The 22,358-nt window shown below is 57.2% G+C and carries 21 protein-coding genes; 12 read left to right on the top strand and 9 right to left on the bottom strand.

What is annotated here, in order from left to right; translation table 11 throughout:
- Positions 1–101: 101 nt before the first annotated feature.
- From yidZ to rpmH, 7 genes are all read right to left on the bottom strand, one after another.
- Positions 102–1,073, bottom strand: a complete 972-nt coding sequence (yidZ, locus tag OSH03_RS14625) for an HTH-type transcriptional regulator YidZ (RefSeq protein ID WP_061096720.1) — start codon at positions 1,071–1,073, stop codon at positions 102–104.
- Positions 1,042–2,217 (bottom strand): MFS transporter, encoded by a 1,176-nt coding sequence (locus OSH03_RS14630; RefSeq protein ID WP_266179422.1) that lies wholly within the window; start codon positions 2,215–2,217, stop codon positions 1,042–1,044. Before OSH03_RS14630 ends, yidZ begins: the two co-directional genes overlap by 32 nt.
- A 111-nt stretch (positions 2,218–2,328) precedes the next feature.
- The gene (mnmE, locus tag OSH03_RS14635; protein WP_129994683.1) at positions 2,329–3,693 is read right to left on the bottom strand and encodes a tRNA uridine-5-carboxymethylaminomethyl(34) synthesis GTPase MnmE; all 1,365 of its coding nucleotides are present in this window, start codon (positions 3,691–3,693) and stop codon (positions 2,329–2,331) included.
- A 72-nt stretch (positions 3,694–3,765) separates the two neighbouring features.
- Positions 3,766–5,409 (bottom strand): membrane protein insertase YidC, encoded by a 1,644-nt coding sequence (gene yidC / locus OSH03_RS14640; RefSeq protein ID WP_061096718.1) that lies wholly within the window; start codon positions 5,407–5,409, stop codon positions 3,766–3,768.
- 2 nt (positions 5,410–5,411) lie between these two features.
- Positions 5,412–5,669 carry a membrane protein insertion efficiency factor YidD gene (gene yidD / locus OSH03_RS14645; protein WP_001307474.1) on the bottom strand — a complete coding sequence of 86 codons (258 nt, stop codon included), beginning with the start codon at positions 5,667–5,669 and terminating at the stop codon, positions 5,412–5,414.
- Entirely contained in the window at positions 5,633–5,992 is a 360-nt protein-coding gene (rnpA, locus tag OSH03_RS14650) for a ribonuclease P protein component (RefSeq protein ID WP_014072458.1), read from the bottom strand. The genes yidD and rnpA overlap by 37 nt, the downstream gene beginning before the upstream one ends.
- 16 nt (positions 5,993–6,008) lie before the next feature.
- Positions 6,009–6,149, bottom strand: coding sequence for a 50S ribosomal protein L34 (rpmH, locus tag OSH03_RS14655; protein ID WP_000831330.1), 141 nt, complete (start codon positions 6,147–6,149; stop codon positions 6,009–6,011).
- A 599-nt stretch (positions 6,150–6,748) separates the two neighbouring features.
- Here rpmH and dnaA point away from each other — a divergent pair.
- From dnaA to gyrB, 4 genes are read left to right on the top strand one after another with little or no spacing between them, the layout of a single operon-like run.
- Positions 6,749–8,143, top strand: a complete 1,395-nt coding sequence (gene dnaA / locus OSH03_RS14660; RefSeq protein ID WP_032644944.1) for a chromosomal replication initiator protein DnaA — start codon at positions 6,749–6,751, stop codon at positions 8,141–8,143.
- Between the two features lie 4 nt (positions 8,144–8,147).
- Entirely contained in the window at positions 8,148–9,248 is a 1,101-nt protein-coding gene (dnaN, locus tag OSH03_RS14665) for a DNA polymerase III subunit beta (protein WP_008500170.1), read from the top strand.
- On the top strand, positions 9,248–10,321 hold the full coding sequence (gene recF, locus OSH03_RS14670; protein ID WP_266179424.1) for a DNA replication/repair protein RecF: 1,074 nt from the start codon (positions 9,248–9,250) through the stop codon (positions 10,319–10,321). The genes dnaN and recF overlap by 1 nt, the downstream gene beginning before the upstream one ends.
- A 28-nt stretch (positions 10,322–10,349) precedes the next feature.
- A complete protein-coding gene (gyrB, locus tag OSH03_RS14675) occupies positions 10,350–12,761 on the top strand; it encodes a DNA topoisomerase (ATP-hydrolyzing) subunit B (RefSeq protein ID WP_061096717.1) in 2,412 nt (803 codons plus the stop codon).
- Between the two features lie 29 nt (positions 12,762–12,790).
- Here the strand turns inward: gyrB and OSH03_RS14680 are convergent, their stop codons facing one another.
- Positions 12,791–13,726 carry a LysR family transcriptional regulator gene (locus OSH03_RS14680; protein WP_266179425.1) on the bottom strand — a complete coding sequence of 312 codons (936 nt, stop codon included), beginning with the start codon at positions 13,724–13,726 and terminating at the stop codon, positions 12,791–12,793.
- Positions 13,727–13,835: 109 nt separating this feature from the next.
- Between OSH03_RS14680 and OSH03_RS14685 the strand changes: the two genes are divergently transcribed.
- The 8 genes from OSH03_RS14685 (at position 13,836) to OSH03_RS14720 (ending at position 22,023) form a co-directional block, all read left to right on the top strand.
- Positions 13,836–14,861 carry a zinc-dependent alcohol dehydrogenase family protein gene (locus tag OSH03_RS14685; RefSeq protein WP_266179426.1) on the top strand — a complete coding sequence of 342 codons (1,026 nt, stop codon included), beginning with the start codon at positions 13,836–13,838 and terminating at the stop codon, positions 14,859–14,861.
- A 115-nt stretch (positions 14,862–14,976) separates the two neighbouring features.
- Entirely contained in the window at positions 14,977–15,789 is an 813-nt protein-coding gene (gene yidA / locus OSH03_RS14690) for a sugar-phosphatase (protein WP_266179427.1), read from the top strand.
- A 226-nt stretch (positions 15,790–16,015) separates the two neighbouring features.
- Positions 16,016–16,705: a D-galactonate utilization transcriptional regulator DgoR gene (gene dgoR / locus OSH03_RS14695; RefSeq protein WP_003861109.1), complete on the top strand. Its 690-nt coding sequence runs from the start codon at positions 16,016–16,018 to the stop codon at positions 16,703–16,705.
- Positions 16,702–17,580 carry a 2-dehydro-3-deoxygalactonokinase gene (locus OSH03_RS14700; protein WP_266179428.1) on the top strand — a complete coding sequence of 293 codons (879 nt, stop codon included), beginning with the start codon at positions 16,702–16,704 and terminating at the stop codon, positions 17,578–17,580. Before dgoR ends, OSH03_RS14700 begins: the two co-directional genes overlap by 4 nt.
- The gene (locus OSH03_RS14705; RefSeq protein WP_266179429.1) at positions 17,564–18,181 is read left to right on the top strand and encodes a 2-dehydro-3-deoxy-6-phosphogalactonate aldolase; all 618 of its coding nucleotides are present in this window, start codon (positions 17,564–17,566) and stop codon (positions 18,179–18,181) included. Before OSH03_RS14700 ends, OSH03_RS14705 begins: the two co-directional genes overlap by 17 nt.
- A complete protein-coding gene (dgoD, locus tag OSH03_RS14710; protein WP_266179430.1) occupies positions 18,178–19,326 on the top strand; it encodes a galactonate dehydratase in 1,149 nt (382 codons plus the stop codon). Before OSH03_RS14705 ends, dgoD begins: the two co-directional genes overlap by 4 nt.
- 78 nt (positions 19,327–19,404) lie before the next feature.
- Positions 19,405–20,742, top strand: a complete 1,338-nt coding sequence (locus OSH03_RS14715; protein ID WP_266179431.1) for an MFS transporter — start codon at positions 19,405–19,407, stop codon at positions 20,740–20,742.
- A 51-nt stretch (positions 20,743–20,793) separates the two neighbouring features.
- Complete coding sequence (locus OSH03_RS14720) at positions 20,794–22,023, top strand: YidR family protein (RefSeq protein ID WP_266179432.1); 1,230 nt, start codon at positions 20,794–20,796, stop codon at positions 22,021–22,023.
- On the opposite strand, the gene OSH03_RS14725 is transcribed toward OSH03_RS14720, so the two are convergent.
- Positions 22,020–22,352, bottom strand: a complete 333-nt coding sequence (locus tag OSH03_RS14725) for a YceK/YidQ family lipoprotein (protein WP_014881914.1) — start codon at positions 22,350–22,352, stop codon at positions 22,020–22,022. The genes OSH03_RS14720 and OSH03_RS14725 overlap by 4 nt on opposite strands.
- Positions 22,353–22,358: the final 6 nt, after the last annotated feature.

Here is a 22,358-nt window from a genome sequence, read left to right on the forward strand (position 1 = left end):
CGTAATCGGTTAAACGGTTACATGATTATCGCTTAACTTGACTCCTGTTTTAATCAGTAAATGAGAGTAAGAGAAGCCTGAGCGCCGAACTTTACATTTTCTTAGGCAAAAATTGGATCGCTGCCACCGTACAACGCCTTGATGGTCTCCCGCAGCCAGAGAATTTTCGGATTATGGCTGTTCCGTTTATGCCAGATCAGCGTGAAGGGAACGGTCAGCTTTTCAGCCTGCGCTTCGTCAATGGGTATAGGAAGCGCGATCAGCTTCCGCTGGTGGAGTTCATTGTAGTGGCGACAGTAGTGTGGAGCCGTGGCGATATAGTTATGGCCGGGCTGCGCCGCCATAAACATCGACTGCTCAAAGCCCGGCAAACACATGGCAATGTTTCTCTCCCGCCCCATCTCTTTTAGCACCTCATCCAGCGCCCAGGTGTCGCTCCGTTCCCAGAAGATACTGATATGGGGATAGCGCAGGAAGGTCTCCAGATTCCACTCCTCCTGCAGAGCGGGGTGGTCCTCACGCAAATAGACGTATGGACGGTCGCTAAACAAGATTTCGTAGTCGATAAACCACGGCATCAGCTTCAGCAGTTCACGCGAGCGCGGATGGGTTTCGCGACCGGTGAAACCAACGTCCACTTCCCCGCGCGTAATGGCGTCCAGCGAGTCGTAATCCCAGTGACGCACTTTCACCGTCGCCTGCGGATAGCGCTGATTCACCTGTTCCAGCAGGGCGTTAAAGCGGATGAGCATCAGCGGCGTTTCGGCGGCCAGCACGAACGTCAGCCCGCCAGGCGAATCATGGTGAGATTTATCGAGGATCTGATTGCCAATCTGCATCCAGTCGGCCAAATCCTGCTCCAGGCTGACCGTCAGCGGCGTGGGCAGCAGCCCTAACGGCGTTTTGACAAACAGCGGGTCGTCAAACCAGTCGCGCAGCCTGGCCAGCGATTTACTCACCGCCGACGGCGTCACGTTCATCCGCTTTGCGGCTTTGGTGACGCTGCGCTCCTGCAGCAAAAGCTGTAGGCAAAGCAACAGGTTAAGATCGAGACTGCTGATGGGCTTCTTCATACTGTGCCGCGGGCTGGATGACCATAAGTAAGGTGATGCAGACTATGCTACAGCCAATCAGAATCCCGATCAGCATATTGAGCGCGTTAAGTCCGATGACCGCCGCCAGCCATATCCACAGAGACGAGCCGCAGACCTGCGCGATCCCCAGCACCGAGCTTGCCACGCCTGCCCGCAGCGAGAACGGGCCGAGCGCCTGGCTCATCGCCACGCCAAAGCCAACCGAGAACCCGGCACAGATGAGGGTAATACCTGCCAGCATCAGCGCATGCGAGCTGGTGGTTGCCAGAACCACGCCTGCGGCGAGAAACAGCACCTGAGAGGTCAGCATCAGCGTGCGCTGGCGGAAAAGATTCAGCGCAAAGGGAGTGGAAAATGAGACGGCCATACTGACCATAGCGGTTAATGCCATCACCGTTGAATACTCACCGCGATCGAAACCCATGGTCTCCATCAGCAAAACCGGGGAAACGTTTACATACGTCAGAATGACCACCACGCTTAGGGTCGTCACGGCCAGACGGCTGAGGAAAAAGCGGTTGAGAAGCTTCTCGGCCGGGTGAATGGTCGCGGTATGGCTGGGATTCTGCGAGCCCGGGTGAGTCTCTTTCAGCACGGCGATTGACAGGATAAACATCAGCGCGCCCATGGCGGCCATGGTCCAGAACAGGCTCTGCCACGGGAATTTCAGCATAATCAGATAGCCCACGACCGGGGCCAGCACCGGGATGATGCAGGTTATCCCGTTCAGCATGGAGAGCACTTTGGCACGGCGCTGGGCGCTTAAGGTGTCGCGCAAAATGGCAAACGCCACCACGTAACAGCCGCCGGCTCCAATGCCCTGGATGAACCGTCCTGCCAGGAATACGGTGCTGTTCTGCGCCTGTGAGCAGAGAAGAGAGGCCAGGGCAAAGATGACGGCGCCGGTTATTGCGACGGGCTGACGGCCTGCCTTATCCGCTATCTTCCCGGCAAAGACCATCGATGACGCCATCCCCGCGAGGTAGGCCGAAAACGCGATGTGCAGCTGCGCTTCGCTGGCACCCAGATCGCGGGCGATGTGCGGTAATCCCACCAGATACATATCAATACCCGACGGATAAAGCAGAACTAATGCGAAACTACAAAACAGAAAACGCGCCATAAACCCCCCATAAATGCAGGCATGCAGAATAGGGGGTGAAAAGGGTTTAGGCGAGTTGCCATTTGGACAATGGTGATTTCCTGAGGGGAAATCACCATGAATTAGCGGAAACTATTTACCAATACAGAAGCTCGAAAAGATCCTTCCCAGCAGATCGTCCGACGTAAACTCTCCGGTGATCTCGCTCAGATTCTGCTGCGCCAGACGCAGCTCTTCCGCCAGCAGTTCACCCGCCCACGCGCCAATCAGCTGCGCTTTGCCCTGGTCAAGATGGCGTGCCGCCTCTTCCAGCGCCTGCAGGTGGCGACGACGCGCCAGGAAGCCGCCTTCCATGCTGGTATCAAAGCCCATGCTCTGCTTGAGATGGTTGCGCAGGTCGTCCACGCCTTCACCGGTACGCGCCGACAGGCGAATCAGTGAGTGACCATTCACATCGCTGATACCCAGCGTTTCGCCGGTAACGTCTGCTTTGTTACGTACCACGGTGATCGGCAGCTTAGCCGGAAGACGGGCGATAAAGTCCGGCCAGATCTCCGCCGGGTCAACGGCGTCGGTCGTGGTGCCGTCCACCATAAACAGCACGCGGTCGGCCTGCTCGATCTCCTGCCAGGCGCGCTCGATACCGATGCGTTCCACTTCGTCGCTGGCATCGCGCAGCCCGGCGGTGTCGATGATGTGCAGCGGCATCCCGTCGATGTGGATATGCTCGCGCAGCACGTCGCGGGTGGTACCGGCAATGTCGGTCACGATCGCCGCTTCACGGCCCGCCAGGGCGTTCAGCAGGCTCGATTTCCCGGCGTTAGGGCGACCAGCAATGACGACCTTCATCCCTTCACGCAGCAGGCTACCCTGGCGCGCTTCGGCGCGTACCGCGTCGAGATCGTTCATCACCTGGTTGAGCTGGGCTTCGATTTTACCGTCAGAGAGGAAGTCGATCTCCTCGTCCGGGAAGTCGATAGCCGCTTCCACGTAGATCCTCAGGTGAGTAAGTGCTTCCACAAGATGATTGACGCGCGCGGAGAATGCCCCCTGCAGCGAGTTAAGCGCGGAGCGGGCCGCCTGTTCTGAGCTGGCGTCGATCAGGTCTGCAATCGCCTCGGCCTGCGCCAGGTCGAGCTTGTCGTTCAGGAAGGCACGCTCGGAGAACTCGCCAGGCTTCGCAATGCGCAGGCCTGGCAGGGTGAGAATACGTTTTAACAGCAGGTCGAGGATAACCGGGCCGCCGTGGCCCTGCAGTTCCAGCACGTCTTCGCCGGTAAAGGAGTTCGGGCCGGGGAACCACAGCGCAATGCCTTGGTCCAGCGGCGTGCCGTCGGTGTCTTTAAACGGCAGGTAATCAGCGTAGCGCGGCTTTGGCAATTTACCCAGCACCGCTTCAGCCACCTCGCGCGCCTTCAGGCCGGAGATACGCAGAATGCCTACACCACCGCGTCCCGGTGGGGTTGCCTGGGCGACGATAGTGTCGTTATGGCTCATGGTTGGTCTCGTTCAATACAAATAAAAAAGGCGGTCAATCGACCGCCCTTATTTTAGCGTTAACTTACCGAATCAGGACTTTTTCTTTTCGCGGCTATGCAGGCCACGTTTTTCCAGACCACGGTAAATCAGCTGCTGCTGGATGATGGTCACCAGGTTGCTGACGATATAGTACAGCACCAGACCTGACGGGAACCACAGGAAGAACACGGTGAAGATGACCGGCATAAAGGTCATGATCTTCTGCTGCATCGGGTCGGTCACGGTGGTTGGCGACATCTTCTGGATGAAGAACATCGTCACGCCCATCAGGATCGGCAGGATGTAGTACGGGTCCTGTGCGGACAGGTCATGGATCCACAGGGCGAACGGCGCGTGGCGCAGCTCAACGGAACCCATCAGCATGTAGTACAGCGCAAGGAAGATTGGCATCTGAATCAGCAGCGGGAAGCAACCACCCAGCGGGTTCACTTTCTCTGCTTTATACAGGGCCATCATCTCCTGGCTCTGACGCTGTTTGTCATCGCCCAGACGCTCACGCATCGCCTGAATCTTCGGCTGCAGCATGCGCATCTTCGCCATGGAGGTGTACTGCGCTTTGGTCAGCGGGTACATGATGCCACGCACGATGAAGGTGATAACGATGATGGAGAAGCCCCAGTTACCGAGGAAGCTGTGGATGAACTTCAGCAGCTTAAACAGCGGCTGAGAGATGAACCACAACCAGCCGTAATCAACGGTCAGATCCAGGTGCGGCGCGACGGCTGCCATTTTGTCCTGGATTTCCGGGCCGACCCACAGGGTGCTTGCCAGCTTACCGGTTTGACCCGGCTGAACCAGAACCGGCTGTGATTTGTAGCCGATGGCTGCAATACCGTTGCCCAGGTTCGCGGTGTAGAAGTTATTGGTACCGTCGTTATTTGGGATCCATGCCGTTGCGAAATACTGCTGCAGCATTGCTACCCAACCGCCTTTGGAGCTGACGTTCAGGTTTTCGTTATCGGCAATGGTGTCGAATTTGTATTTCTCGTACTTCGCGTCAGGCGTGGAGTACGCCGCGCCACGGAAGGTATGCAGCGCAAAGTTGCTGCTTCCGGTGTCACGGTGAGACGGCAGATTGATGGACTGCTTCAGCTGACCGAAGGTAGACAGTTCCAGCGGTTTCGCACCGGCGTTCTGTACGCTGTAGCCCACGTTCACTGCATACTCACCGCGTTTCAGGGTGAAGGTTTTGGTGAACGTGTTGCCTGCCGCGTCGGTGTAGGTCATCGGGATAACGAGTTCGTTCTGGCCGTCAGCCAGCACAAAGGTGTCGTTCTCGACGTTATACAGTGGACGCGCACCGTTAGCCGGGTTATCCGGGCCATCACGACCGGTCAGGCCGCTCTGCGCCTGATACAGGAACTCCGGTGTGGTTTCCAGTAACTGGAACGGTTCGGTAGACTTCAGCTCTTTCGGGTAGGTCAACAGCAGCGCCTGCTCAACATCACCACCACGGGTGTTGATAGTCAGCTCAAGCACATCGGTCTTAACCGTAATCTGTTTCCCCTGGCCACTGGCCGGTACGCCCTGGTCGGCGGCGCTACCCGCTGCGGTGGTCGTGGTCTGCGTGGTCTGCTGCTGGGGTTGAGGATTTTTATCCTGCTCCCATGCCTGCCAGATCATGAAAGACACGAACAACAAAGCGATGATAAGAAGATTGCGTTGCGAATCCATCGTTAGTGTTCTCTGGTATCAAAAGGTCCTGGGGGGACGGGGTCGTCTCCACCTGGGTGTAAAGGGTGGCATTTTAATACGCGTTTCACCGTCAACCAACTGCCTTTTATCACTCCAAACCTGCGCAATGCCTCAATTCCGTAGCTTGAGCATGTTGGTGTGAAACGGCAGTGCGGCCCGAGTAGCGGACTAATCAGGCGTTGATAGACCCGAATAAGGGCTATCAGGACCCGTGAGCCAGGCGACAGTGGCGGCGCCATAATTTTTCCAACGCTTCCGAGAGAGCACGGTTATCGAGGTCGGCAACCCCCTTTTTAGCCACCACCACGAAATCCATAGAAGGCAGTTCGTGCTGACGTAAACGGAAGCTTTCACGCGTCAGACGTTTAATCCGGTTGCGTTCATGCGCACGCTTAACGTTTTTCTTAGCGACTGTGAGACCGATGCGGGGATGCCCCAGCGAATTTTGGCGGCCGAGGATGGTGATTTGCGGCGTGCCAGCCCGTTGTGGCTGCTGGAAGACGAAAGTGAAATGAGTGGGAGTTAACAAACGTAACTCCCTGGGAAATGCTAGCTTAACCACTCAGGGGTTAGCTTTATTACTTGGAAACGGTCAGACGAGCGCGGCCTTTAGCACGACGACGTGCCAGAACCTGACGACCATTTTTAGTAGCCATACGAGCACGGAAGCCGTGAGAACGGTTGCGCTTCAGTACAGACGGTTGAAAAGTGCGTTTCATGGCGATTTCTACCTAAACTTGAAAAAATTCATGACTTTTGCGGATGCCCGACCGAGTTTCGAATGACGGACGCCGAAGCCGTGGGTGATTAAAGAGGCCGGATTGTAATAATTGTACACTCCGGAGTCAATTCTCTTTCCTTATTTCCCGCGTATTTCCGCACGATTTCGCGTGGAAAATGAGCAACGGACGACGCAGGAAGATGAGCATCACGCGCCGGGTCGAGGATTATACGGCCTCGCCAACAAAGCGCAAGGATCGTCCCGGATCTTCGTTAGATCATTTAAGCAATAAATTGTCGCTGCTCATTAAATTTTCCAATATGCGGGCTAAATCGCGGGGCACTCGCGCCAGGATCGTTTACACTTACCCGGTTTCGGATCTTCCTGTGGATAAATCGGGAAGAATCTGTGAGAAACAGAAGATCTCTGGCTCAGTTTACGCTATGATCCGCGGTCCCGATCGGGATCCCAGGATCCTGGTCAGGATAAATTGCAGATAGCAATTCGCACGTCCCCCTTTACACAGGGTCATGTCGATGTGCGCCAACAATCATGAATATTCAATAGTTTTCTTTTATTGTTCGAGTGGAGTCCGCCGTGTCACTTTCGCTTTGGCAGCAGTGTCTTGCCCGATTGCAGGATGAGTTACCAGCCACAGAATTCAGTATGTGGATCCGCCCGTTGCAGGCGGAGCTGAGCGATAACACGCTGGCTTTGTATGCGCCAAACCGTTTTGTGCTCGATTGGGTAAGAGACAAGTACCTTAATAACATCAATGGCCTGCTGAACGATTTCTGCGGGTCAGATGTCCCACAGCTGCGTTTTGAAGTGGGCACAAAGCCGGTCACCCAAACTGTTCGTGAAACCGTCAATGTAGCCGCGCCCGCTCAGGCTGTTCCGGCTCCGGCGCCTCGCGTTGCACCCGCTCGTCAGGGCTGGGATAACGTTCCTGCACCCGCAGAGCCAACCTACCGCTCTAACGTTAACGTGAAACACACGTTCGATAACTTCGTTGAGGGTAAGTCGAACCAGCTGGCGCGCGCGGCGGCCCGTCAGGTTGCTGATAACCCCGGTGGAGCCTACAACCCGCTGTTCCTCTATGGCGGCACGGGTCTCGGTAAAACCCACCTGCTGCATGCGGTAGGTAACGGCATCATGGCGCGCAAGCCCAACGCGAAAGTGGTGTATATGCACTCCGAGCGCTTCGTTCAGGACATGGTAAAAGCCCTGCAAAACAATGCGATCGAAGAGTTTAAACGCTACTACCGTTCCGTTGACGCGCTGCTGATCGATGACATCCAGTTCTTTGCCAATAAAGAACGATCGCAGGAAGAATTTTTCCACACCTTCAACGCCCTGCTGGAAGGTAATCAGCAGATCATTTTGACCTCGGATCGTTATCCAAAAGAGATCAACGGCGTTGAAGATCGTCTGAAATCCCGCTTCGGCTGGGGCCTGACCGTGGCGATCGAGCCACCGGAGCTGGAAACCCGCGTCGCGATCCTGATGAAGAAAGCCGATGAGAACGACATTCGCCTGCCGGGTGAAGTGGCGTTCTTCATCGCCAAGCGTCTGCGCTCCAACGTGCGTGAGCTGGAAGGGGCGCTGAACCGCGTTATCGCCAATGCCAACTTCACCGGTCGTGCGATCACCATCGATTTTGTGCGTGAAGCGCTGCGTGATTTGCTGGCATTGCAGGAAAAACTGGTCACTATCGACAATATTCAAAAGACGGTGGCCGAGTACTACAAGATCAAAGTGGCAGATTTACTGTCTAAACGTCGTTCCCGCTCGGTGGCGCGTCCGCGTCAGATGGCGATGGCGCTGGCAAAGGAGTTAACCAACCACAGCCTGCCGGAAATCGGCGATGCGTTTGGTGGCCGTGACCATACGACCGTGCTGCACGCTTGTCGCAAGATTGAGCAGTTACGCGAAGAAAGCCACGACATAAAAGAAGATTTTTCCAATCTAATCAGAACATTATCATCGTGACGCTATGAAATTTACCGTTGAACGTGAACATTTATTAAAACCGCTGCAACAGGTGAGTGGCCCATTAGGCGGCCGCCCAACGCTGCCTATTCTCGGAAACCTGCTGCTTCAGGTCGCGGACGGTACGCTGTCGCTGACCGGTACAGATCTGGAAATGGAAATGATCGCGCGCGTTACGCTGACGCAGCCGCACGACGCGGGCGCGACCACGGTTCCGGCACGTAAATTCTTTGATATCTGCCGCGGGCTGCCGGAAGGCGCTGAAATCGCCGTGCAGCTGGAGGGCGACCGTATGCTGGTGCGCTCTGGCCGCAGCCGTTTCTCGCTCTCCACGCTGCCAGCTGCGGACTTCCCGAACCTGGACGACTGGCAGAGTGAAGTTGAATTTACCCTGCCGCAGGCGACGATGAAGCGTCTGATTGAAGCCACGCAGTTCTCCATGGCGCATCAGGACGTGCGTTACTACTTAAACGGCATGCTGTTCGAAACCGAAGGTGAAGAGCTGCGTACCGTGGCGACCGACGGCCACCGTCTGGCGGTCTGTTCTATGCCGATTGGCGACTCGCTGCCAAACCATTCGGTGATCGTGCCGCGTAAAGGGGTGATTGAGCTGATGCGTATGCTCGACGGCGGCGACACGCCGCTGCGCGTGCAGATCGGCAGCAACAACATCCGCGCACACGTGGGTGATTTTGTCTTCACATCGAAGCTGGTTGACGGTCGTTTCCCGGATTATCGCCGCGTGTTGCCGAAGAACCCGGACAAAACGCTGGAAGCGGGCTGCGATAGCCTCAAGCAGGCCTTTGCCCGTGCGGCTATTCTCTCCAACGAGAAATTCCGCGGCGTGCGCCTGTACGTGAGTGAAAACCAGATCAAAATTACCGCTAACAACCCGGAGCAGGAAGAGGCAGAAGAGATTCTGGACGTCACCTACGCCGGGGCTGAGATGGAAATCGGCTTCAACGTCAGCTACGTGCTGGATGTGCTCAATGCACTGAAATGCGAGAATGTGCGCATTCTGCTGACCGACTCCGTTTCGAGCGTACAGATTGAAGATGCCGCATCACAGTCGGCTGCATATGTTGTCATGCCAATGAGACTGTAATGTCGCTCACCCGTCTGTTGATCCGCGACTTTCGCAATATCGAAAGCGCGGATCTCGCTTTATCCCCCGGCTTTAACTTCCTGGTTGGCGCGAACGGCAGCGGCAAAACCAGCGTGCTGGAAGCCATCTATACGCTCGGCCACGGTCGGGCGTTTCGCAGTTTGCAGATTGGTCGCGTCATTCGCCACGAGCAGGAATCCTTTGTTCTGCACGGGCGTTTGCAGGGGGCGGAGCGGGAAACCGCCATCGGCCTGACCAAAGACAAGCAGGGCGACAGCAAGGTGCGCATCGACGGCACCGACGGCCACAAGGTGGCGGAGCTGGCGCTGCTGATGCCGATGCAGCTGATTACGCCGGAGGGGTTTACTTTACTCAACGGCGGCCCCAAATACAGAAGAGCGTTCCTCGACTGGGGATGCTTTCACAACGAAGCCGGATTCTTTAACGCCTGGAGCAACCTGAAGCGCCTGCTCAAGCAGCGTAACGCCGCGTTGCGCCAGGTCACGCGCTACGCCCAGCTGCGCCCGTGGGACATGGAGTTAATCCCTCTCGCGGAACAAATCAGCCGCTGGCGTGCCGAATACAGCGCAGGTATTGCCGAAGATATGGCCGACACCTGCAAACAGTTTTTACCCGAGTTCTCTCTCACCTTCTCCTTCCAGCGCGGCTGGGAGAAAGAGACGGATTATGCCGAGGTGTTAGAGAGAAGCTTCGAGCGCGATCGCATGTTGACCTACACCGCGAACGGCCCGCACAAGGCGGATTTCCGCATTCGTGCCGACGGTGCGCCGGTGGAAGACACGCTGTCGCGCGGGCAGCTCAAGCTCCTGATGTGCGCGCTGCGCCTGGCGCAGGGGGAGTTCCTCACCCGCGAGAGCGGACGGCGCTGCCTGTACCTGATAGATGATTTTGCCTCGGAACTTGACGACGCGCGGCGCGGGCTGCTTGCCAGCCGCTTAAAAGCCACGCAGTCGCAGGTTTTCGTCAGCGCCATTAGCGCTGAACACGTTATGGACATGTCGGACGAAAATTCGAAGATGTTTACCGTGGAAAAGGGTAAAATAACGGATTAACCCAAGTTGAAATGAGCGAGAAACGTTGATGTCGAATTCTTATGACTCCTCCAGTATCAAAGTCCTGAAAGGGCTGGATGCGGTGCGTAAGCGCCCGGGTATGTATATCGGCGACACGGATGACGGCACCGGTCTGCACCACATGGTATTCGAGGTGGTAGATAACGCTATCGACGAAGCGCTCGCGGGTCACTGTAAAGACATCGTGGTTACCATCCATGCGGACAACTCCGTCTCCGTCACCGATGATGGTCGTGGCATTCCGACCGGTATTCACCCGGAAGAGGGCGTTTCCGCTGCGGAAGTGATCATGACCGTTCTGCACGCAGGCGGTAAGTTCGACGATAACTCCTATAAAGTTTCCGGCGGCCTGCACGGCGTAGGCGTTTCCGTAGTAAACGCCCTGTCGCAGAAGCTGGAGCTGGTTATCCAGCGCGAAGGCAAAATTCACCGTCAGATCTACCAGCACGGCGTGCCTGAAGCCCCGCTGGCCGTTACCGGCGATACCGAGAAAACCGGTACCATGGTGCGTTTCTGGCCGAGCCTCGAAACCTTCACTAACGTCACTGAATTCGAGTACGACATCCTGGCGAAGCGCCTGCGTGAACTGTCGTTCCTGAACTCCGGGGTCTCTATTCGCCTGCGCGACAAACGCGACAACAAAGAAGACCACTTCCACTACGAAGGCGGTATCAAGGCGTTCGTTGAGTATCTGAACAAGAACAAAACGCCAATTCACCCGAATATCTTCTACTTCTCCACCGAAAAAGACGGTATTGGCGTAGAAGTGGCGCTGCAGTGGAACGATGGTTTCCAGGAAAACATCTACTGCTTCACCAACAACATTCCACAGCGCGATGGCGGTACTCACCTTGCGGGCTTCCGCGCGGCGATGACCCGTACCCTGAACGCCTACATGGACAAAGAAGGCTACAGCAAAAAAGCGAAAGTCAGCGCCACCGGTGATGACGCCCGTGAAGGCCTGATTGCCGTGGTCTCCGTGAAGGTGCCGGATCCGAAGTTCTCCTCACAGACCAAAGACAAGCTGGTCTCTTCTGAGGTGAAATCGGCGGTTGAGCAGCAGATGAACGAACTGCTGAGCGAGTACCTGCTGGAAAACCCGAACGACGCGAAAATCGTTGTGGGCAAAATTATCGATGCGGCGCGTGCCCGTGAAGCGGCGCGTAAAGCCCGTGAAATGACCCGTCGTAAAGGCGCGCTGGACCTGGCAGGCCTGCCGGGCAAGCTGGCTGACTGTCAGGAACGCGACCCGGCGCTGTCCGAACTCTACCTTGTGGAAGGGGACTCCGCGGGCGGTTCTGCGAAGCAGGGCCGTAACCGTAAGAACCAGGCGATTCTGCCGCTGAAGGGTAAAATCCTCAACGTTGAGAAAGCGCGCTTCGACAAAATGCTCTCTTCTCAGGAAGTGGCGACGCTTATCACCGCGCTGGGCTGCGGCATTGGCCGCGATGAGTACAACCCGGACAAGCTGCGCTATCACAGCATCATCATCATGACCGATGCGGACGTCGACGGCTCGCACATCCGTACGCTGCTGTTGACCTTCTTCTATCGTCAGATGCCTGAAATCGTTGAGCGTGGCCACGTCTACATTGCACAGCCGCCGCTGTACAAGGTGAAGAAAGGCAAGCAGGAACAGTACATCAAAGATGACGACGCGATGGATCAGTACCAAATCGCGATCGCGCTTGACGGTGCAACCCTGCATGCGAACTCCAGCGCTCCGGCACTGGCAGGCGAGCCGCTGGAGCGTCTGGTTTCCGAGTTCAACGCCGCGCAGAAAATGATTGGCCGTATGGAGCGTCGCTATCCAAAAGCGTTGCTAAAGGAGCTGGTCTATCAGCCAACCCTGACCGAAGCCGATCTGAGCAACGAGCAGACCGTGACCCGCTGGGTAAACGCTCTGGTGAGCGAGCTGAACGAGAAAGAGCAGCACGGCAGCCAGTGGAAGTTCGACGTTCAGCAGAATGCGGCACAGCAGTTTGAGCCGATTGTTCGCGTGCGTACTCACGGCGTCGACACCGACTACCCGCTGGAGCACGAATTCGTGACCGGCCCGGAATACCGTCGTATCTGCACCCTCGGCGAGAAGCTGCGCGGCCTGATCGAAGACGATGCCTTCATCGAACGTGGCGAGCGTCGTCAGCCGGTAGCCAGCTTCGAGCAGGCGCTGGACTGGCTGGTGAAAGAGTCCCGTCGCGGTCTCTCTATCCAGCGTTATAAAGGTCTGGGCGAAATGAACCCGGATCAGCTGTGGGAAACCACCATGGATCCGGAAAGCCGTCGCATGCTGCGCGTCACCGTGAAAGACGCGATTGCTGCCGACCAGCTGTTCACGACCCTGATGGGCGATGCGGTAGAACCACGTCGTGCCTTCATTGAAGAGAATGCGCTGAAAGCGGCGAATATCGATATTTAATGCCGTTACACTGCGATAAAAGCCGCGCTTCAGCGCGGCTTTTTTATGGGCGCAGGAAGGTCCAGTGACATCACCTCCGGTAAACGGCTCGCCAGCGTGTCTATAGCCATTCGTACCCTAAGCGGCAGATGAGGCGTTTGCTGCCAGACGGCATGAACGTTGAAGTGAACATCCGGCGCCTGCTTCAGGAGCGGGACGAGTTTTCCCTGATGAATTTCTTTGATGACCATCCAGCAGGGCAGCCACGCAATGCCGTGTCCGGCCAGCGCAGCGTCGCAAATAGCCTGTAAGTCATCCATGTTGAGTGAGGAACGGGGAGTAAAGGTATGCGACGTCCCTTCGTCATCCATCAGCTGCCAGGGCAACACTCTGCCCGCGCGCAGATAGTTAATCGCCGTATGCTGGGGTAAATCATCAACGCGATGTGGCTGGCCTTTCTTCTGCAGGTAAGCCGGCGCGGCGCACAGTACCATGCGGTGTTCCCCCAGCTTTCTTGCCACCAGCACGCTGCTGTCCTGCAGCGTGCCGTTACGTACCGCCATATCGAAGCCTTCCTCGACCAGATCCACCACGCGGTCGCTGAATGACATTTCCAGTTCAAGTCCGGGGTGTTCCTGCGACAGCGCGATCAGCAGCGGGGCGACGCACTGGCGGCCAAACAGCACCGGCATGGCAACGCGCAGGCGGCCACTGACCTGCTGTTTCCCGGTTTCAAGCAGCGATTCCGCGCCACGAATCTCCTCCAGCGCGCGCAGGCAGCGTTCATAAAAAAGGGCGCCGTTATCGGTCAGCCTCTGGCTGCGGGTGGTGCGTTGAAAAAGACGAACTCCCAACCGCTGTTCGAGGCGAGCGATGCTTTTTCCTACCGCCGAGCGTGACAAATGCAGGCGAATGGCGGCCTGCGCAAAACTTCCCGCCTCCACGGCGGCCACAAAAACAGGAATATCCTTCAGCGTATCGGACATAGATTGTCTCCATTCTGGCGTCAATAAAGGGAAAACTTATCGCCACTGGAGAATGTGAGTCAACGGTAAACTGTCATTACTGAAGCTTATCTGATGGCAGGAGAAAAAAATGACAGAGACAATGCAGCGCTGGTCAATGAACGCCCTCGGGCGCGAGAATCTTAAGCTCGTTCAGGAACCGGTTCGCCAGCCCGGACCGGGTGAAGTGCGCGTTCGGGTGAATGCCGTTGCGCTCAACTACCGCGATAAAATGGTCATCGAAGGCACGATGCCGATTCCGCTTTCCTTCCCCTTCACCCCGGCGTCAGACATGGCGGGCGTGGTGGACAGCGTGGGTGAAGGCGTTACGCGCTTCAAGCCCGGCGCTCGCGTCATTTCAACCTTCTTCCCGGAGTGGATAGAGGGTAAGCCGCAGGCGGACGCGCGCAATTTGCCCTATAAAACGTCCGGCGGCTATTTCCAGGGAATGCTCGCCGAGTATGTGATTGTGAATGAAAACGCGCTGGTGGCCTCCCCGGAAACCCTGAATGACGAAGAGGCCAGCACGCTACCCTGCGCGGGGCTTACCGCCTGGTTCGCGCTGGTGGAGCGCGGTCAGCTACGCGCCGGGCAATCGGTGCTGGTGCAGGGGACGGGCGGCGTGGCGATATTCGCCCTGCAAATTGCAAAAGCGCACGGAGCGGAGGTGTTTGTCACTTCGGGGAGCGATGAGAAACTGGGGCTCGCCAAAACGCTGGGGGCCAGCCACGGCATCAACCGGCTGAAAGGCGACTGGGCTGAAGTTGCGCTGACGCTCACGCAGGATCGCGGCATCGACCATATTATCGAAACCGTGGGTGGCGAGAACCTGAAGCACTCCCTGCGCGCCGTTGCCGTTCACGGGCGTATCTCAGTGATTGGCGTGCTGGCCGGGACTGACATTTCGCTGCCTGCTGGTGAGCTGCTGCTGAAATCCCCCGTCATTCAGGGGATTGGCGTGGGGCACCGTCGGGCGCTGGAGGATTTCGTCCGCGCCGTGGATGTGACGGGGCTGAAACCCGTGATTGAGCATCGCTACCGCTTTGACGAGCTGGAACACGCGCTTGAACACCTCGATCGCGGTGCGTTTGGTAAAATCGTCCTCACCCGCGAGTAGGTCTTTGTTCCTCGGGATAAGCGTAAAAGGGGTGTTTCTGTTGCGCAATGTAGCTCTATTTTTGTGTGCTTAATCGCGTTAGCATGAGGCAGCACTCATTTATCCTGGGGAACTCATGGCTATTAAACTCATTGCAATCGATATGGACGGCACGCTGCTGCTGCCAGACCACACTATCTCTCCTGCCGTTAAAAACGCGATCGACGCCGCACGTGCGAAGGGCGTGAATGTGGTTCTGACCACGGGGCGTCCGTATGCGGGCGTACACAGCTACCTGAAAGAGCTGCACATGAATCAGCCGGGCGATTACTGCATCACCTATAACGGCGCGCTGGTGCAGAAAGCCGCAGACGGCAGCACGGTTGCGCAAACTGCGCTGAGCTATGATGACTACCTGTTCCTGGAAAAACTCTCCCGTGAAGTGGGCTCCCACTTCCACGCGCTCGATCGCAATACGCTCTACACCGCCAACCGCGATATCAGCTACTACACGGTGCATGAATCCTACGTTGCGACCATTCCGCTGGTGTTCTGTGAAGCCGAGAAAATGGATCCGGCGACGCAGTTCCTGAAGGTGATGATGATTGACGAGCCGGAGATCCTGGATAAAGCCATCGCGCGCATTCCGGCAGAGGTTAAAGAGAAGTATACCGTGCTGAAAAGTGCGCCGTACTTCCTCGAAATTCTCGATAAACGCGTCAATAAGGGCACCGGCGTGAAATCGCTCGCTGATGCGCTGGGGATTAAGCAGGAAGAAATCATGGCGCTGGGCGACCAGGAAAACGACATCGCGATGATTGAATTCGCGGGCGTGGGCGTGGCAATGGATAACGCCATTCCGTCGGTGAAAGAGGTGGCTAACTTCGTGACCAAATCCAACCTGGAAGACGGCGTTGCCTACGCGATCGAGAAATTTGTGCTGCAGTAACGATTATTTTCAATCATCAGCCTCGGTTATCGACCGGGGCTTTTTTTTGCGCTGAATTTATTGAATTGTTCTTTTTGTGATCTGTATTGTAGTACAACATGAATTGATTGTACTACATTGTCGCCAGAGCAAAAACGAACCATCTCACGTTTGTACTGCAAAAGTGAGGTGAAATTCAGCGGTCGCGGTAAAGTAGTGATGGACATACAGAGCACAAGGACTCTCCATGACTCTCAATAAAACCGATCGCATCGTCATCACGCTGGGCACCCAGATTGTGGGGGGGAAATACGTTCCCGGTTCGCCGCTCCCGGCAGAGGCAGAACTGTGTGAGGAGTTTGAAACCTCGCGCAACATCATCCGGGAAGTGTTCCGCTCGCTGATGGCGAAGCGGTTGATTGAAATGAAACGCTATCGCGGCGCGTTTGTCGCTCCGCGCAACCAGTGGAACTACCTCGATACCGACGTGCTGCAGTGGGTGCTGGAAAATGACTACGACCCGCGGCTTATCGGCGCGATGAGTGAAGTTCGAAACCTGGTGGAACCGGCAATTGCGCGCTGGGCGGCGGAACGCGCAACCTCCGGCGATTTGGCCCAGATTGAGTCGGCTTTAAACGACATGATCGCCAATAACCAGAACCGGGAGGCGTTCAACGAGGCGGACATTCGCTACCACGAAGCGGTGCTGCAGTCGGTGCATAACCCGGTTTTACAGCAGCTTAGCGTAGCGATCAGCTCGCTACAGCGCGCGGTATTTGAACGTACCTGGATGGGCGATGAGGCCAACATGCCGAAGACGCTCCAGGAACATAAAGCGCTGTTCGATGCGATACGGCATCAGGACGGCGATGCGGCAGAGCAGGCGGCACTAACCATGATTGCCAGCTCGACACGAAGGCTGAAGGAAATCACATGACATCTCGCTACATCGCAATTGACTGGGGATCGACCAACCTGCGCGCCTGGCTGTACCAGGGCGAGAAGTGCCTGGAGAGCAGGCAATCAGAAGCAGGCGTCACGCGCCTGAACGGTAAATCCCCCGAGGCGGTGTTAGCAGAGGTCACACAAAACTGGCGCGACAGCGCCACGCCGGTGGTTATGGCGGGAATGGTGGGCAGCAACGTAGGCTGGAAAATCGCGCCTTATCTGCCGGTTCCCGCTCGTTTCTCCGCTATTGGCGAGCAGTTAACGTCCGTTGGCGACAATATCTGGATTGTTCCGGGTTTGAGCGTCTCTCGCGACGATAACCACAACGTGATGCGCGGCGAAGAGACGCAGCTGCTTGGCGCGCGCGCGCTTTCTCCTTCTTCTGTCTACGTCATGCCCGGCACGCACTGCAAGTGGGTCCAGGCTGACGCTGAGCAAATCCACGATTTTCGCACCGTGATGACCGGCGAACTGCACCATTTGCTGCTCAACCATTCGCTGGTGGGAGCCGGTTTACCTGAGCAGGAATCCTCGTCGGAGGCGTTTGCCGCCGGGCTTGAACGTGGGATCGCCTCCCCTGCCGTTTTGCCGCAGCTTTTTGAGGTTCGCGCCTCGCACGTGCTGGGAAATCTCCCGCGCGAGCAGGTCAGCGAGTTTCTCTCCGGCCTGCTGATTGGCGCAGAGGTCGCCAGCATGCGTGAGTTCATCGCGCACGAGCAGGCCATCACGATTGTCGCAGGCGCATCGCTGACGTCGCGCTACGAGCAGGCGTTTCGCGCCGTTGGGCGTGAAGTTGCAACGGTATCCGGCGACACGGCATTTCAGGCAGGAATAAGGAGCATCGCTCATGCAGTGGCAAACTGATCTTCCCCTTATCGCAATTTTGCGCGGCATCACGCCCGATGAGGCGTTAGCCCACGTCGGCGCGGTTATCGACGCCGGATTCGACGCGGTAGAAATCCCGCTCAACTCGCCCGAGTGGGAAAAAAGCATTCCGGCCGTGGTGGAGGCCTTTGGCGATAAGGCGCTGATTGGCGCAGGCACCGTGTTACGGCCTGAGCAGGTCGATCGGCTGGCAAAGATGGGCTGCAGGCTTATCGTCACGCCCAACATTCAGCCTGAGGTGATCCGCCGCGCGGTGGGTTACGGCATGACCGTCTGCCCGGGCTGCGCCACCGCCACGGAAGCCTTTACTGCCCTCGATGCGGGCGCGCAGTCGCTCAAAATTTTCCCGTCATCGGCTTTTGGACCGGACTACATCAAAGCGTTGAAAGCGGTATTGCCCGCCAGCGTGCCGGTCTTTGCCGTGGGCGGCGTAACGCCAGAAAACCTGGCCCAGTGGATGAGCGCTGGCTGTACGGGCGCGGGGCTTGGCAGCGATCTTTATCGCGCCGGACAGTCCGTGGAACGTACCGCACAGCAGGCGGCAGCATTTGTGAAAGCGTATCGAGAGGCAGTGAAATGAAAATAACCAAACTCACCACGTACCGTTTACCCCCGCGCTGGATGTTCCTGAAAATCGAAACCGATGAAGGGGTTGTAGGCTGGGGCGAACCGGTGATTGAAGGGCGCGCGCGCACCGTTGAAGCGGCGGTACACGAGCTGGGTGAATACCTGATTGGTCAGGATCCGGCGCGCATCAACGATCTGTGGCAGGTGATGTACCGCGCGGGCTTCTACCGCGGTGGTCCTATCCTGATGAGCGCCATCGCCGGTATCGACCAGGCGCTGTGGGATATCAAAGGTAAAGTGCTGAACGCGCCGGTCTGGCAGCTTATGGGCGGCCTGGTGCGCGACAAAATCAAAGCCTACAGCTGGGTGGGCGGCGACCGTCCTGCGGAAGTGATCGACGGCATCACGCAGCTGCGCAGCATCGGCTTTGACACCTTCAAGCTTAACGGCTGCGAAGAGATGGGCGTTATCGACAACTCGCGTGCGGTAGACCGGGCGGTCAACACCGTGGCGCAAATCCGTGAAGCCTTCGGCAACGAAATTGAGTTTGGCCTGGATTTCCACGGCCGCGTCAGCGCGCCGATGGCCAAAGTGCTGATTAAAGAGCTGGAGCCGTATCGCCCGCTGTTTATCGAAGAGCCGGTGCTGGCCGAGCAGGCGGAGTACTATCCGAAACTGGCTGAACAGACCCATATTCCCATCGCGGCGGGTGAACGTATGTTCTCGCGCTTCGAGTTTAAACGCGTGCTTGAAGCGGGCGGAATTGCGATCCTGCAGCCTGATCTCTCTCATGCGGGCGGCATCACCGAGTGCTACAAAATTGCCGGGATGGCAGAAGCTTACGATGTGGCGCTGGCGCCGCACTGCCCGCTCGGGCCGATTGCGCTGGCGGCCTGTCTGCACGTCGACTTCGTCTCCCGCAACGCGGTGTTCCAGGAACAAAGCATGGGAATTCACTATAACAAGGGCGCGGAACTGCTCGATTTTGTGAAAAACAAAGAAGACTTCTGCATGGAAGGCGGTTTCTTTAAACCGCTAACGAAGCCGGGCCTTGGCGTGGAAATTGACGAAGCCAAAGTCATTGAGCTGAGTAAAAATGCGCCGGACTGGCGTAACCCACTGTGGCGTCATGAGGACGGCAGCGTAGCGGAATGGTAATCGCCATCCCGTAGACCCGGTAAGCTTCCGGGCAAAAATCATACATACAAAAATATAACCCTCTGTAAATTACAGGGCATGGTGAGCGGCTTCGCTATGCCCAAAATCTGGAGACAGATTGCGATGGATATTCCAGTTACTGCTGCAAAAACCGGGCGTCGCCGCTACCTGACGCTGATTATGATCTTTATTACCGTGGTCATTTGCTATGTTGACCGCGCCAACCTTGCCGTGGCATCGGCCCATATTCAGGAAGAGTTTGGCATTACCAAAGCGGAAATGGGCTACGTCTTTTCGGCGTTTGCCTGGCTTTATACGCTCTGCCAGATCCCCGGCGGCTGGTTCCTTGACCGCGTGGGTTCACGTTTGACCTATTTTATCGCCATTTTAGGCTGGTCCGTGGCGACCCTGTTCCAGGGGTTCGCGACCGGGCTGATGTCGCTGATTGGCCTGCGTGCCATCACCGGCGTTTTCGAGGCGCCTGCGTTCCCCACCAACAACCGAATGGTCACCAGCTGGTTCCCGGAGCATGAGCGTGCCTCTGCGGTGGGCTTTTACACCTCCGGGCAGTTTGTCGGTCTGGCGTTCCTGACGCCGCTGCTGATCTGGATCCAGGAGCTGCTGAGCTGGCACTGGGTGTTCATCGTGACCGGCGGGATTGGTATTATCTGGTCGCTGATCTGGTTTAAGGTTTATCAGCCGCCGCGTCTGACCAAAAGCATCACCAAAGCTGAACTGGACTACATCCGCGACGGCGGTGGCCTGGTGGACGGCGATGCGCCGGTGAAAAAAGAGGCGCGCCAGCCGATGACCAAAGCGGACTGGAAGCTGGTCTTCCATCGTAAGCTGGTGGGCGTTTATCTGGGCCAGTTCGCGGTGACTTCTACGCTGTGGTTCTTCCTCACCTGGTTCCCGAACTACCTGACCCAGGAAAAGGGGATCACGGCGCTGAAGGCGGGCTTTATGACAACCGTGCCGTTTCTTGCGGCGTTCTTCGGCGTGCTGCTCTCCGGCTGGCTGGCCGATAAGCTGGTCAAAAGAGGATGCTCGCTGGGCGTGGCGCGTAAAACGCCGATTATCTGCGGGCTGCTGATCTCAACCTGCATCATGGGCGCCAACTACACTAACGATCCGGTGTGGATTATGACCCTGATGGCGGTGGCGTTCTTTGGTAACGGCTTCGCCTCTATCACCTGGTCGCTGGTGTCGTCCCTTGCGCCGATGCGGCTGATTGGCCTGACCGGCGGCGTGTTCAACTTTGTCGGCGGGTTGGGTGGCATCACCGTACCGCTGGTCATCGGCTACCTGGCGCAGGACTACGGCTTCGGCCCGGCGCTGGTCTACATCTCTGCCGTGGCGCTGATCGGGGCACTCTCCTACATCCTGCTGGTGGGCGATGTGAAACGAGTAGGCTAATCCCTGCGGATGTTTTACCCTGATGCACTCACCGTGCATCAGGGTATCCTCATGAAACAAATCACCTTCGCTTCCCGCAACCACCAGCTGACCAATATCAATACCTGGACGCCGGACAGCCAGTGGCTGGTCTACGACGTGCGCCCGTCCGGGGCGTCGTTCACCGGTGAAACCATTGAGCGGGTCAACGTCGCTACGGGTGAGGTGGAGGTGATTTATCGCGCCACTGACGGGGCGCATGTCGGCGTGGTGACCGTTCATCCGGCACAGGACAAATACGTCTTTATCCACGGCCCGAAAAAACCGGACGCAGACTGGCACTACGATTTTCATCATCGTCAGGGTGTAATTGCGCATCTCGATCTGGTGAGCAACCTGGACGCGATGGATATCACCGCGCCTTATACCGCGGGCGCGCTGCGCGGCGGAAGCCACGTGCACGTCTTCAGCCCGAACGGGCAGCTCGTCAGCTTTACCTATAACGACCATGTTTTACATGAGCGCGATCCGAAGCTCGATTTACGCAACGTCGGCGTGGCGGCGCCTTACGGCCCGGTGAACCCGCAGGGGAACCATCCGCGTGAATATTCAGGCTCGTTCTGGAGCGTGCTGGTCAGCCGCACGACGCCCAACCCGCAGCCGGGCAGCGATGAAATCAACCGCGCCTACGAAGAGGGCTGGGTGGGCAACGACAGGCTGGCGTTTATCGGCGATACCCTCTCCGCGCAGGGCGAAAAAGTGCCTGAACTGTTTATTGTTAACCTTCCGAAAGACGAGCAGGGCTGGAAACGGGCGGGCGATGCGCCGCTGCAGGGCACCGCTGAAGCCATGCCAGCGCCGCCTGCCGGGGTGAAGCAGCGTCGTCTGACCTTTACCCATCAGAAGGCATACCCGGGGCTGGTGAACGTGCCGCGTCACTGGGTGCGCAGTAACCCCCAGGGGACGCAAATCGCGTTTCTGATGCGGGATGATAACGGCATTGTGCAGCAGTGGCTGATCTCGTCCGAGGGCGGCGAACCGCGCCAGCTGACGCGGACCGGGAGCGGTATTCAGTCTGCATTTAACTGGCATCCTGCGGGAGACCGACTGGCTTTCGTGCTCGAAAATCGGATCGCCTGCTGTGACGCACAGACTGGAGAAGTGACGTTTTTGACGTCCGATCATGGCAACCCGCCGTCTGCTGATGCGGTCGTGTTTTCCCCGGACGGGCGCTTTATTGCGTGGATGGAAGAGACGGGCGGTTTCCGTCAGCTTTGGGTAACGGAAACCGCGCAGAACTAGCGCGGCGGCATCTCTGCGGGCGGGATGACGGCGTTTGTCGCCAGATTTTCCTGCTCGCTTTTCTCTACCCGTGAGCGCACGGAGTCGTCCTTACGGAATACATCCCACGGCAGCAGAAGCGTATCCGCCACTGCTGTAAAGGGCATATCCAGGATAACCAGGGATTTGGTGCCCCAGTTCGTATCGTCATCGGAGATCATCGCCGCGCTGGCGCGCGTCCCCGGATATGTTCCTTCTTTACCGCCGGTGTGAGACATCACGCTCGAACACCCGCAAAGTAAAACCACCCCGCTGAACGTCGTCAGCTTTATCAGAACATTTTTCATCATCACTCA

This window comes from Enterobacter nematophilus (assembly GCF_026344075.1).
GTDB classification, from domain to species: domain Bacteria; phylum Pseudomonadota; class Gammaproteobacteria; order Enterobacterales; family Enterobacteriaceae; genus Enterobacter; species Enterobacter nematophilus.